This window comes from Ramlibacter sp. PS4R-6 (assembly GCF_037572775.1).
Lineage (GTDB): Bacteria > Pseudomonadota > Gammaproteobacteria > Burkholderiales > Burkholderiaceae_C > Ramlibacter.
Map to the genome: position 1 here is coordinate 111,406 of NZ_JBBHKA010000001.1, position 13,319 is coordinate 124,724.

A 13,319-nucleotide genomic window follows, 5' to 3' on the forward strand; every position below is an offset into this window, starting at 1 on the left:
ACCAGCAGCCGCCCGGCCCCTTGCGGGGCGGGCGGGTGCGGAGGGTCAGGACACCAGCAGGAAGTCGTTGCCGAACGAGTCGGGGTGCGTGTCGGTGCCGATCACCGCCACCAGCACCGCGGCGTCGCCGCCGATACCGTCGGCGTCGTACAGCAACTGGCCGCTGGTGTTGTCGTACAGCAGGTTGTCGCTCAAGGTCACGCGCGTTCCCGCCGCGCCCAGGGCCGCGAACACGCCGGCCTTCAGCGCGATCGTGTCGCCGGCCTGGAAGTCCACGATCACGTCGAACTCGCTCGAGTCGGAAGCGATCGTGTCCAGCACGAAGCGGTCGTTGCCCGAGCCGCCGGTCAGCGTGTCGATGCCGGCGCCGCCGGTGATCGTGTCGCTGCCTTCGCGCCCGTCGATGACGTCGTTGCCCGCGCCGCCGGCCAGCTTGTCGCCGCCCAGGTAGCCCGTGATGGTGTCGTCGCCGCTGGTGGGCACGAGCACCTTCGCGCGGATCGTCGTGGCGTTCCACACCGTCGAGCCCGACGTGAACGCGATGCGCTCGATGGTCGGCACGCCGTTGGCGAAGTAGTCCTCGACGGTCACCGTGTTGCCCGGGCCCTGGATGGTGAGGACCAGGTCGTCGCCCACGCGCGCGGCCAGCACGTTGGCCGCCGCCACGCCATTGAGGTTCAGCACGTCGTTGTCGCCCGTCAGCGGCGCGTCGCCGTCGCTCACCACGTAGACCGGGCCGATGCCGCTGGACAGCTGGTCCGGCGACAGGGCCGGCATGCTTTCGCGGATGGTGTCGTTGCCCGACGTGGCGCCGAACTGGTAGGTGTCGGAGCCCGCGCCGCCCGTCAGCAGGTCGTCGCCGGTGCCGCCGTCGAGCGTGTCGTTGCCCGCGCCGCCCACCAGCGTGTCCTCGCCGCCGCCGCCGTTGGCCACGTCGTTGCCCGCGCCGGCGAACACGATGTCGGCGCCGCCGTCGGCGTTGACCGTGTCGTTGCCGCCGCCCGCGTACATCCAGTCGCCGCCGGAGCTGCCCGCCATGTTGTTGGCGGTGTTGTAACCCACGAAGATGTTCTCGCCGTTGCCGGTGAGCATCGCGGCGTTCGCGATCTGCGAGGCCGTGAACGTGGTGTTGGTGGCTGCGATCACGACCTGGTCGATGGTGCCCGCCGCGATCGCGTCGTTGGCAAAGAAGCCCAGCACCACCACCTGGTCCACCTCCTCCTCGTCCTGCGCGATGTTGATCACGAGGTCGTCGAAGCTGTGGTAGCCGCGCGTGAACGTGACGTCGTCGGCGGTCAGCCCGCCCTGCGTCAGGCGCACCGCGTCGATGTCGGCCGCGACGGTGTCGTTCTGCGAGATGAAGTCGGTGCCGTCGCCCTTGCCCCATGCGTAGACGTCGCTGCCGTCGCCGCCGTCGAGCAGGTCGCTGTCGGCGCCGCCCACCAGGCTGTCGTTGCCGACGCCGCCGAACAGCGTGTCGTCGCCCGCCAGGCCGGTCACCGTGTCGTTGCCCACGCCGCCATCCAGCGTGTCGGCATCGGCCGTGCCCACGAGCGCGTCCGCGCCGATGGAGCCCACCTGCGCCACCACGGTGGCGTAGTCGAACGTGCCGTCGTCGAACTTCACGAACTCGATGCCGGACGCCGTCACCGTCACGCCGCTCTTGACGAACACCGTGGTGGTCGCCGTCGGGCGCGTGATGACGTAGTCGGTCTGCACGCCGGCCAGCACCAGCACGTCGCCGGTGCCCAGGCCGCCGTCGACGGAGTCGGTGCCGCCGTTGCCGAAGATCGTGTCGTTGCCGTCGCCGCCCAGCAGCGTGTTCTTGGCGCCGTTGCCGGTGATGGTGTTCGCGAGCACGTTGCCCGTGACGTTCACGCCGTCCGTACCCGTGACGATCGTGGCGTTGTCCACGCCCCCCAGCATCAGGTAGGTCGCGGCCCCGGTGTACGCGACGCGGACCAGGTCGGTGCCGGACGAGCCCGCGATCGACTCGTTGACGATGTCGGTGGTGACGTTGACCGTGTAGGTGTCGTCGCCCGCGCCGCCGAACATCGAGTCGTTGCCCAGGCCACCGTCGATCGTGTCGTTGCCGGCGCCGCCGGTCAGCGAGTTGCCGGCGCCGTTGCCGGTGAGCACGTTGTCGAGCGCGTTGCCGACGATGCCGACGGCGAGCGTGCCCGTGCTGGTGACGGTCGCGTTCTCCACCCATGCGGCGTTGGTGCCCATGTTGTAGATGCCCGCTGCCGTGAAGCCCACGTTGACCGAATCCGTGCCGCCGACCGAGTCTTCGGAGATCATGTCGCCGGCCACGTTGACGACGTAGAGGTCGTTGCCCGCACCGCCGATGAGGCTGTCGACGTCGGCACCCCCGATCAGCGTGTCGTTGCCTTCGAGGCCGCGGATCGTGTCGTTGCCGGCCAGGCCGTCGATCAGGTCGTCCTCTTCCGTGCCGACCAGCGCGTCGGGCAGGGGCGAGGGGTTGTTGCCCCACAGGTCCGACATCGTCTTGACCGTGTCGTCCGCGAAGCGCACCGACTCGATGCCCCGCAGGATGACGATCTCGCCCGTCACCGTGTTGGTGATGCGGGTGTCGGTTGCCGTGGCGCGCACCGCCACGTAGTTGCCCGACCACGCAGCCAGCATCTGCGCGACGTCTTCGCCGGCGCCGCCGTCGAGCGTGTCGCCCAGGCCCGTGGCCGTGCCGCCGGCGAGCGTGTCGTTGCCGAGCCCGCCATTGAGGATGTTGATGGCGGCGTTGCCGGTGATGCGGTTGTCGAGCTCGTTGCCCGTGACGGTCACGGCAAAGCCGTTGCCGATGAACGCGTTCTCGACGCCCGCCGTCAGGGTGTAGGTGCCCGCAGCCGCGAACATGAACTTGACGGTGTCGGAGCCGCTGCCGCCCAGCGTCTCGTTGACGACGTCGGAGGCGACGTTGAGCACGTAGGTGTCGTCGCCCGCGCCGCCCACCAGGATGTCGTTGCCCAGCCCGCCGTCCAGGGTGTCGTTGCCGAGCCCGCCGGTGAGGGTGTTGATCGCGCCGTTGCCCGTGAGGACGTTGTTCAGGTCGTTGCCGGTGATGTTCACCACGGCGGTCCCGATGCTCGTGACCGCGGCGTTCTCCACGTTGGCCGCATTGGTGGCCATGTTGAAGGTGCCCGCCGTCGCAAACGCGACGTTGACCTGGTCGGCCGAGCCTTCCCCGTCGACCTCGACGACCTGGTCGGCCGCGACGTCCACGCTGAAGGTGTCGTCGCCCTGGCCGCCGACCATCGTGTCGTTGCCGCCGCCGCCGATGATCGTGTCGTTGCCGCCCAGGCCGGTGAGCGAGTCGTTGCCCAGCTTGCCGTCGATGAGGTCGGGGCCTTCGGAGCCGGTGAAGGTGTCGTTGAAATCGCTCAGCGAGTTGCCCAGCACCTGCGCCAGCGAGCGCGGGCCGTCGGCGAACTCGAAGTTCTCGACGCTGCGCACCGTCACGCTCTCGCCGGTGATGCCGTTGACCAGCAGGAGGTCGGTCGCGTTCGGGCGGGTGATCGTGTAGGCCGCGAAGTTGCCCATCAGGATCGCGGTGTCGCTGCCGATGCCGCCGTCGACGGTGTCGACGCCGGTACCCGCGACGACGGTGTCGTCGCCGTCGCCCGCGGCGACCGAGTCGTTGCCGCCCAGGCCCCAGATGAAGTTCTGGCCGGCGCTGCCGGTGATCGTGTCGTTGAACTGGCTGCCGCGCACGTCCTCGATGCCCGAGAGCGTGTCCGCATTGCCCCAGCCGTCGGCGATGACCGCGCCCGTCTGCAGGTTGACGTTGGCGCCTGCCGTGGACGTGAGGTAGTCCACGCGGTCCACGCCGGCGCCGCCGTTGATCACGTCGTTCCCGGCGCGGCCTTCGAACGATTCGTAGTCCCCCGCGCCGCCGGTGATCGTGTCGGCGAAGTTGGAGCCGCGGATGTCCTCGATGCCCTGCAGCGTGTCGTTGCCGCCGAGGCCGTCGATGGCCGAGTTGGTCGACAGGTTGACGTTGATGCCGTTGACCGACGTCGCGTAGTCGGCGCGGTCCCAGCCCTGGCCGCCGTCCATGAAGTCGTTGCCGCCGTTGCCGCGGAACACCTCGATCAGCCCGTCGTCCAGCTCCACGCCGTTGTCGGGGTTGCCGCCCAGCAGCGTGTCGTTGAAGTCCGAGCCCTGCACGGCCTCGATGTGCACCAGGGTGTCGAAGCCCACCGCCCCCGGCAGCGTGGCCTTGCCTTCGGCGAGGTCCACCTTCACGCCCGCCTGGAACGAGGTGTAGCGCGCCCAGTCGAAGCCGCCGCGGCCGTCGATCAGGTTGTTGCCCGCGCGGCCTTCGAAGGTTTCCGAGATGCCGTCCGCGCGCGCGCTGCCGTACAGCGAGTCGTCGAAGTCGGAGCCGCGCGCCTGGTTGAAGTTCTTCAGCAGGTCCTCGCCGGCCGCGCCGGTCGCGTGCTGCCAGCCGTCGCCGTCCGCCTGCAGGTCCACCGTCACGCCGCCCGTGGCGAACTGGTAGTTGATGCGGTTCGAGTTGAGGGCGCCCAGCTTGTCGGTGATGGCGCCGCCGTCGATCGTGTCGTCGCCGTCCAGGCCTTCGAACATCTCGAAGGTGAGCGCGGTGCTGCCGGTGATGCTGTCGTCGTGTTGCGAGCCGATGATGAACGGCACGTTCTTGACGACGTCGGTGCCGCCCATGCCGTCGGTCACCGTGCCCTGGCCCACGCTGCCGTCGCCCGTGATGCCCGTGAGGTTCATCACGATGCCGCCGGTCGAGTCCTCGTAGCTGACCGTGTTGCCGTCGTTGTAGTTGATGCGGTCGAACACCTGGCCGCCGTCGATCGAGTCGTTGCCCGCGCCGCCCTGCATGCCGTCGCGGCCTTCGTTGCCGTTGATTGTGTCGTTGCCGTCGCCGCCCTCGATGTTGTCGTTGCCGATGCCGCCGTTGAGGATGTCCGCGCCGCCGCCGCCGCTCAGGAAGTCGTTGCCGTCCAGGCCGCTGAGCGTGTTGGCGAGCTCGTTGCCGAACAGCTGGTTGTTCAGCGCGTTGCCGGTGATGCTGGAAGCGACCGAATTCGCGACCTCGCCGCGCTCGACGCCGGCCGCCAGCGTGTAGACGCCCGCCGCGGCCAGCTTGACCTGCACCGTGTCGTAGCCGCCGCCACCAAGGGTTTCGTTGGCGATTTCCGCCGTGGCGTCGACGACATAGGTGTCGTCGCCCAGCCCGCCGATCATCACGTCGGTGCCGGCGCCGCCATCGAGGAAGTCGTTGCCTCCGTTGCCCACCAGCGTGTCGTTGGAGGCCAGGCCGTTGATCGTGTCGTTGCCCGCGCCGCCCGTCAGGCTGTCCGCTGCGGGCGTGCCGTTCAGCAGCAGGTCGCCGCCGCCGTTGAGGATCTGCGAAATCGTCTTCAGGCCGTCGTTGAACTGCACCTGCTCGACGTTGCGGATCGTCACGTCCTCGCCGGTGCCGGCGTTGACCAGGCGCGTGTCGCCGCCCACGGTACTGACCGTGTACGTGGCGAAGTTGCCGTGCACGATGACGGTGTCGGTCTCGGTGCCGCCGTCGACCGTGTCCACGCCCATGCCGGCGTCGACCTGGTCGGCGCCCGCGCCCGCGGCGATCGAGTCGTTGCCGCCCTGGCCCTGGATGAAGTTGGCGTTGAGGTCGCCGGTGATCACGTCGTTGAAGTTGCCCGCGTTGACGTTCTCGATGCCGACCAGCGTGTCGGCGCCCGCCGCGCCCGTCACCACGCCGGTGGCGAGGTTGACGTTGATGCCGCCGTTGGTGTCGCTGTAGAAGTAGTCGGCCGTGTCGATGCCCAGGCCGCCGGTGATCGAGTCGTTGCCCGAGCCGCCGGTCAGGTAGTCGTTGCCGCCCTGGCCGTCCAGCGTGTCGTTGCCGGCCTCGCCGCGCAGCGCGTTGTCGTCGGCGCTGCCCGTGAGCGTGTCGTTGGACGAGCTGCCATTGACGTTCTCGATGCCCGACAGGGTGTCGTTGCCGCCGCCGCCCGTGACCACGCCCGTGCCCAGGTTGGCGTTGACGCCGCCGACGGCGTCGTAGTACGCCGTCCAGTCGCTGCCGGCGCCGCCGGTGATGTTGTCGTTGCCCAGGCCGCCGTTCAGGTTGTTGTCCCCGCCGGTGCCGATCAGCGTGTCGTCGTTCTTCGAGCCGGTGGCGTTCTGGATGTTGGACAGCACGTCGTTGCCGGCCGCGCCGGTGACGGTGCCGTCGGCCAGGTTGACGGTCACGCCGGAAGAGCCGGTCACGTCCCAGTACGCCACCTCGTTGCGGGTGCCGCCGCCGCCGTTGATGGTGTCGTTGCCCAGGCCGCCGACGAAGCTTTCGTCGGCCGATCCGCCGGTGAGCACGTCGTCGAGGCCGGTCCCGCGAGCGGCCTCGAAGCCCGACAACGTGTCGTTGCCGTCGCCCGTTGCGACGCCCGTCGCCAGGTTGACCTGCACGGGCCCGAACGCGCCCACGTAGTCCGCCCAGTCGAAGCCGGCGCCGCCGACCATGGAATCGTTGCCCGCGTTGCCCGCGACCCAGTCGTCGCCGTTGCCGCCGAGCAGCTGGTCGTTGCCGTTGCCGCCGACCAGCGTGTCGAAGCCGTCCGCGCCGTCCAGGCTGTCGTCGCCGCCCTGCCCCTCGAGCCGGTTGGAGACGGCGTTGCCGATCAGCGTGTCGTTGGCGTCGCGGCTGCCGCGCACCTGCTCGATGTTCAGCAGCGTGTCCGTGCCGCCCCAGCCGTCCTGCGCGGAACCGGTGCCCAGGTTGACGATGACGCCGACGGTGGAGGTGAAGTAGTCGGCGCGGTCCGTGCCGCCCTTGCCGTCCATGGTGTCGTTGCCGTCGCGGCCTTCGAACGATTCGAAGCTGCCCGAGTCGCTGCCCGTCAGCGTGTCGTTGAAGATCGAGCCGCGCACGGCCTCGATGTTGAACAGCGTGTCGGTGCCGCCCTGGCCGTCGTTCGACGCGGTGCCCTGGCCCGTGCCGCCGAGCGTGACGTTCACGCCGGCCGTCGCCGTCGTGTTGTAGTCCACGCGGTCGTAGCCCTGGCCGCCGTCGATGGTGTCGTTGCCGCCGCCGCCGCGGAAGACCTCGGACAGGCCGTCGCTGAGCGTGACGCCGCCCTGCGCGTTGCCGCCCGTGAGGACGTCGTTGAAATTCGTGCCTTGCAGGCCCTCGATGCCGATCAGCGTGTGGGTCGTGCCCACCGCGACCTGGCTCAAGTTCAGGTAAGTCGTCGTGGCGGTGCCGGAGACGAGGCTCGCGTTCACCGCGGACGCCGCGCTGTCGAAGCGCACGATGTCGAAGCCGCCCGCCCCGTCGATCGTGTCGGAGCCGGCCATGCCTTCGAACGATTCCGTGTAGTCGGTGCGGTTCGACCCGGTGATCGTGTCGGTGAACGAGGAGCCGCGCACCTGCGTGATGTTCACCAGCGTGTCCGAGCCGTCGCCACCTGTCGCTGAGTTCGTGCCGAGGTTGATGTTTTCCGCCGCCGACGCGTTCTGGAAGTTGGCGCGGTTGCCGTCGACGTTGTTCAGCGTGTCGCGCAGCCCGCCGCCGTTGATGTAGTCGTTGCCGGTGCTGCCCTCGAACTGCTCGAAGATCGCCGCCGCGCTGCCGACGATGGTGTCGTCGAAGGTGGATGCGACGACGAAGTTCACGTTGGTGACGGTGTCGATGCCGCCCTGCCCGTCGTGCACCGTGCCCTGCCCCAGCGTGCCGTCGCCGGCGATACCGGACAGGTCGACGTACACGCCCGTCGTGGCATCGGCCTTGTAGCTGAGGATGTTGCGGTCGGTGTAGCCGACGCGGTCGTGGATGTCGCCGCCGTCGACCGAGTCGTTGCCCGCGCCCGGACGGAAGGTGTCGAAGCCGGCGTTGCCCGCCAGCGTGTCGTTGCCCGTCCCGCCGATCAGCGTGTCGTTGCCCGCATCGCCGAAGACGAGGTCGTCCCCGCCCTGGCCGTCGAGCGTGTCGTTGCCGGTGTTGCCGTACAGCACGTCGTCGCTGCCGGTGCCGTTCACCGTGTCGTTCCCGGTCGTCCCGAAGATGCCGTCCACCACGCTCAGCGAACTCGTGCCGGTGACGCTCGCGTTGCCCGCGCCGCTGCCGTCGTTGAAGGTCCAGTCGAACTGCACCGTGGTACCCGCAGACACGCTGCCGTTCTGCCAGGTGATGAGGTTCATCAGGCCGCTGGCGAACAGCTGCGGCACCGGCTGCGTGAACGTGATCGACAGCGTGCCGCCGCTGTTGGTGACGTTGCCCAGCTCCTGGCCGTCAAGGAAGGCCTTGCCGCCGCTGAACGTCAGCGGGTTGTCGCCGCCGAACACGTCGGAGCCGACGGCGCCCAGGTGGCGCTGGATCGTCAGCGTCGCGCCCTGGTAGTTGTCGCGCGCGAAAAGCTCCGCGTCGTAGATGGCGCCGGTGCCCCACAGCAGGTCCACGGCCGGGCCGCCCGCGGCAGCCAGGAACTTGCCGGACAGCGACGAGGGCTGGACGTTGAAGGTCGTGTCGAGGGCGCCGGTGCTCGTGTAGCGCACCAGGGCCATGTCGACGAGGAGCGGGTCCTCGACGTTCGGCCCCAGGCCGACGACCGCGACGATGTTGCCGCCGGCATCGAGGGTGATGTCGTTGAAGGCGGTGAAGGTCGGCGGGTCGAACGGCGAGCGCGCCACGCCGCCGTCACCGAACGCGGTGTCGAGGCTGCCGTCGGCGTTCAGGCGGATGATCGCGCCCTGCTGCGTGTCCCCGCTCAGCGCGTCCGAATCAATGACGATCTTGCCGTTGGGCTGCACCAGGATCTTCCAGCCCAGGTCTTGCGTGCTGCCCACCGCGATCGACACGCGGCCGTCCGCATCGCCGTCGCCGTTGAACCCCGTGTCGATGGTGCCGTCGGCGTTGAAGCGCTCGACGAAGAGGTTCTGCCCGCCGTGGCCGTTGCTTTCCATGCCCAGCGCGACGATCTTGCCGTCACCCTGCACGGCCATCGAGCGCGCCGCCACGTTGATCGACCCGTCGGCCAGCGGCGTGAGCGTGTAGCCGGAGGAAGTGCCGAACGTGTTGTCGAGCGAGCCATTGGCATTGAAGTGCGCCAGGACCACCGACGTGGCACCCGTGCTGGTGTTCTGCGTGGTGCCCCACGCCAGGATGGAGTCGTCGCCCAGCACCTGGACGGTCGAGATCACCTCGGCGGAGCCGGAGCCCAGCGACAACGTCGCCTTTCCGGCGGTGCCGAACGTGTTGTCCAGCGTGCCATCGCTGTTGTAGCGGACCAGCACGAAATCGCGGCTGCCGCCGGTGAAGTCGGACTGTGTCTGCCCGCCGGCGATGATCTTGCCGGTGGACGTGAAGTCGATCGAGCGCACGCGGTCGTCGACCGCGAACGCCGTGATGACGATGCCATTGGAGCCGAAGGAGCTGTCGAGCGAGCCGTCGGTGTTGTAGCGGGCCAGCCCGAACTGCAGGTTGCCGTCGTTCTTGACCATCCACCCGGCCACGACGAGCTTGTCGTCCGGCTGCACGGCGATCTCGCGCGGGTTGAAGTTGTTGCCCAGCTGCTGCGTGAAGACGCGGCCGTCCGCGCCGAAGTCCAGGTCGCGCGTGCCGTCGGCGTTGAAGTGCCAGACCTCGAGGGTGCCCGAGCCATTGCCGGCGCCCATCGCGCCGGCCGCGTAGTAGCCCCCGGTGCTGTCCACCGCGACGCGCCCGCCCGTGTCCGCGCCCAGGAAGTCGTGGGTGAGGTACGTGCCCGCGGGTGAATTGGCGAAGACCGGGGCGTCGTTCAGGTCCGAGTCCGCGTTCGCGCGGGCGTCGAAGATGGTCGCGCGCTCGCCGTCGGAGGCCTGGATCCACTCGATGTTGGACGCTGTGACGTCTTCGCCCGTGACCGTGTTCGTGATGTGGACCGTCGTCGCATTGACGACTTCCAGCTCGTAGTTGGTGTCGAACTTGGCCTGCAGCACCAGGGTGTCCATGCCGAGCCCGCCGTCGACGCTGTCCACGCCCGTGCCGGCGGCGATGGTGTCGTTGCCGGCGCCGCCGGTGATGGTGTCGTTGCCGCCCAGGCCCTCGATGCCGTTCGCGCCGGCGTTGCCGGCGATGACGTCGGCCGAATCGCGGCTGCCGCGCACGTTCTCGATGTTGGAGAACGTGTCGGTGCTGCCGTAGCCGTCGCTCGCCGTGCCGGTCGACATGTCGACGTTGACCCCGCTGATCGCGCGGAAGAAGTCCAGGCGGTCGACGCCGCCCTTGCCGTCGATCAGGTCGCTGCCCTCGCGCCCTTCGAACGATTCGAAGGCCGCCGCGCTGCCGGTCAGCGTGTCGTCGAACGCGGAGCCGCGCACGCCCTCGATGTTCTTCAGCGTGTCGGTGCCGCCGAAGCCGTCGCTGGCGGTGCCGTCCAGCGTGTCGTTGAGCGTGACCGTGACGCCTGCCGTGCTGTTCTGGTACGACGCCAGGTCGTAGCCCTGGCCGCCGTCGATCGTGTCGTTTCCGGCACCGCCGAGGAAGAACTCCTGGGGCCCGGTGGTGAGGCCGTTGAACACGACCGTGCCGTTGGCCGCGTTGCCGCCGACCAGCAGGTCGTCGCTGCCGCCGCCCCACAGGCCTTCGACGTTCTTGAACGTGTCGCTGCCGAGGTTCGCGCCGGACGACGTGCCGGTCACAAGGCTGGCCGTGATGCCGCCGTTGGCATTGTCGAAGCGCACGATGTCGAAGCCGCCGCGGCCGTCGATCGAGTCGTTGCCTTCGCGGCCTTCGAACAGCTCGGTGATGTCCGAGCGGTCGGAGCCGAGCAGCGTGTCGTTGAAGAAGGAGCCGCGCGCCTCGTTGATGTTCAGCAGCGTGTCGTTGCCGGCCGCGCCGGTGGCGGTGCCCGCCTTCAGGTCCACCGTCACGCTGCCGGACGCGAAGCGGTAGCTGACCTGGTTGCCGTCCTTCTGGTTCAGCGTGTCGCTGGTGACGCCGCCGTCGATGGTGTCGTTGCCTTCGCGGCCCTCGAAGCGCTCGAAGTGCAGGTAGGCCGCGCCGTCCAGGCCGGTGCTGCCCTTGAGCGAGTCGGCGAACGTGGAGCCGCGCGCTTCCTCGATGGAGATCAGGGTGTCGGTGTTGCCGCGGCCGTCGACGGCCGAGCCGGTCGACAGGTCGACGCTGACCGCGCCGGGATCTTCGCGGTAGTCGACGACGTCGAAGCCCGCGCCGCCGTCGATCGTGTCCGCGCCGCCGAGCGAGTCGCTGAACGACCCGTCGCCGCGGAAGTATTCGTCCTTGGAGGAGCCGACGAGCGAGTCCGCGTAGCGCGAACCTTCGACGCCCTCGATCGAGACGAGCGTGTCGTTGCCTTCGCCCCCGGTCACGGACCCGGTGCCGAGGTTGACGGTGACCGCCGCGGACGCGTTGCCGTACCAGACGTTGTCGAACCCGCCCGTGCCGCCGTCGATCAGGTCGTTGCCCGCATTGCCGGTGAAGTCGTCGTCGAAGGCGCCGCCCGTGAGCGTGTCGTTGTAGTCGGAGCCGACCAGGCGCTCGATGCCCACCAGCGAGTCGGTGCCGCCCGCGCCGTCGGACGCGGTGTTGGTGGCCAGGCTCGCGTTGACCGCGGCGGCCGCGTCGAAGTAGCTCGCGACGTCGAAGCCGATGCCGCCGTTCAGCGTGTCGTTGCCGGCCTGCCCGTGCAGCACGTCGTTGCCGTCGCCGCCGTCGAGGGAATCGTTGCCCCCGTTGCCGTCCAGCGTGTCGTTGCCGTCGCCGCCGTTGATGAGGTCGTTGCCGGCATCGCCGGTCAGGTAGTCATGGCCCCCCAGGCCGTTGATGGTGTCGTCGTCGGGCGTGCCGTTGATCGTGTCGTTCGCGCTCGTGCCGTCGATGGCCATGGAAATCCCCTCTCCGAAAAAGGAAAAGCCCGCCCAATGGGCGGGCCCTGCTTGTTACAAACTGCGGTTTTGTAAACCCGTTGTAACCGGACTGCTTGAGCTTGGCAACAAGGAAAGCGCCAGTACCACTGGGCATGTTGTTGGTATGCCAACTTTTCCGCGTGCCATCTCACACCACCGTGCGACGGACTCTCGCGCAGCGCATGCGCTGCCGCATCACCCGTTTGGGTGAAGCCGGTGGTCGCGGGGAAAGGTCAGTCGGGCCGCCGGAAGACGGCGGGCCCCGTTAGCACGATGCGCACCAGGTCGGCTTGCCGCCGCGCGCCCGCCTTGGCCATGGCCGACTTCAGTTGCGTGCGCACGGTGTTCATCGTCACGCTGCGGCTTTCGGCGTATTCCTGCAGCGACTTGCCGCTGACGAGCGCCTCGGCCAGCAGCGCCTCGGCGGGCGTCATGCCGTACATGCTCTCCAGGCTTTGCGAGAGATGGCCGATGGCCGCGTCGGGGTCGCTGCAGAAGATCGCGGCCATCGGGTCGTCGCCGAAGGCCTGGAAGGTGCCCAGCGGCGTCACCAGCACCTGCAGGCGCCCGCCCGGACCGCGCAGCCTCAGGCTGCCGCCGTGGCCGAGCCCCTTGCCCGTGGCGGTGCGGATGGCGTCGCGCACCAGCCGCTCCAGATCCGAGTGGGCCGCAGCGGCCGTCGCGCGGAAGCCGCCCGCGCCGTCCAGGCGCAAGCCGGCGCTGCGCGCGCACAGGTCATGGGCGCGGCGGTTCGCATGGGCGACCCGCCCCGACGGGGTCAGCAGGATCACGCCGACGGGCAGCAGCTCCAGCGCCTGCATCGCCGACGCGGCGAGCGCGCGCGACCGGTACAGCTCCCGGTGCAGCACGACTGCGTTGCGCAGGTGCGGCATCAGGTCCTGCAGCAGGCGCAGTTCGCCGGTGGAGTACCGGCCGGCCCGTTCCGCGCGGACGAAGCTCAATCGCACGTCGGTGGTGCCACGCTGGGCGACGGAACTGCCCACCGCGTAGAACAGGTCGTTGGGCCGCAGGAACACGTCGTAGAACTCGGTGCCCTTCAGCCGGTGGTCGGGGTAGAGCGCGGACGATACGGTGAGCGCGCCTTCGGGCAGGTCCAACGCGTTGGGCAGCCAGACGTTCAGCTTGGCGTATTCGTCCTTGTACACCCCCACGGTGGCCGCATCGAGCCCCGAGAAGGCGCAGACGTCGCCGCTGTCGTCGTTGTTGAAACTCCAGCGCGTCTTGTCGAGGAGCCACAGGTTGCCGAAGCCCGCGTTCAGCGCGGAGCGGAGCTTGTCCATGAAGGCGGGCCAGCGGCTGCCGTCCATGCCCGCCTCGTAGATGCTCCCGATCAACTCACCTGCCTGGGCAGGTTCCTGCATATCGCGCCCTCCGGAACTGCGTCTCCCGAGGGGCAC

At 69.1% G+C, this 13,319-nt stretch carries 2 protein-coding genes; both read right to left on the bottom strand.

Going from position 1 to position 13,319, the window contains the following annotated elements; all coding sequences use genetic code 11:
* Positions 1–45: 45 nt before the first annotated feature.
* On the bottom strand, positions 46–11,880 hold the full coding sequence (locus tag WG903_RS00555; protein WP_340072221.1) for a calcium-binding protein: 11,835 nt from the start codon (positions 11,878–11,880) through the stop codon (positions 46–48).
* Between the two features lie 254 nt (positions 11,881–12,134).
* A complete protein-coding gene (locus tag WG903_RS00560) occupies positions 12,135–13,283 on the bottom strand; it encodes a helix-turn-helix transcriptional regulator (RefSeq protein WP_340072222.1) in 1,149 nt (382 codons plus the stop codon).
* Between the last annotated feature and the right edge of the window lie 36 nt (positions 13,284–13,319).

What these genes read in the sequence shown, in the direction of transcription:
- WG903_RS00555 (WP_340072221.1), bottom strand. Translation starts at nt 11,880, where the DNA reads ATGGCCATCGACGGCACGAGCGCGAACGACACGATCAACGGCACGCCC.
- WG903_RS00560 (WP_340072222.1), bottom strand. Translation starts at nt 13,283, where the DNA reads ATGCAGGAACCTGCCCAGGCAGGTGAGTTGATCGGGAGCATCTACGAG.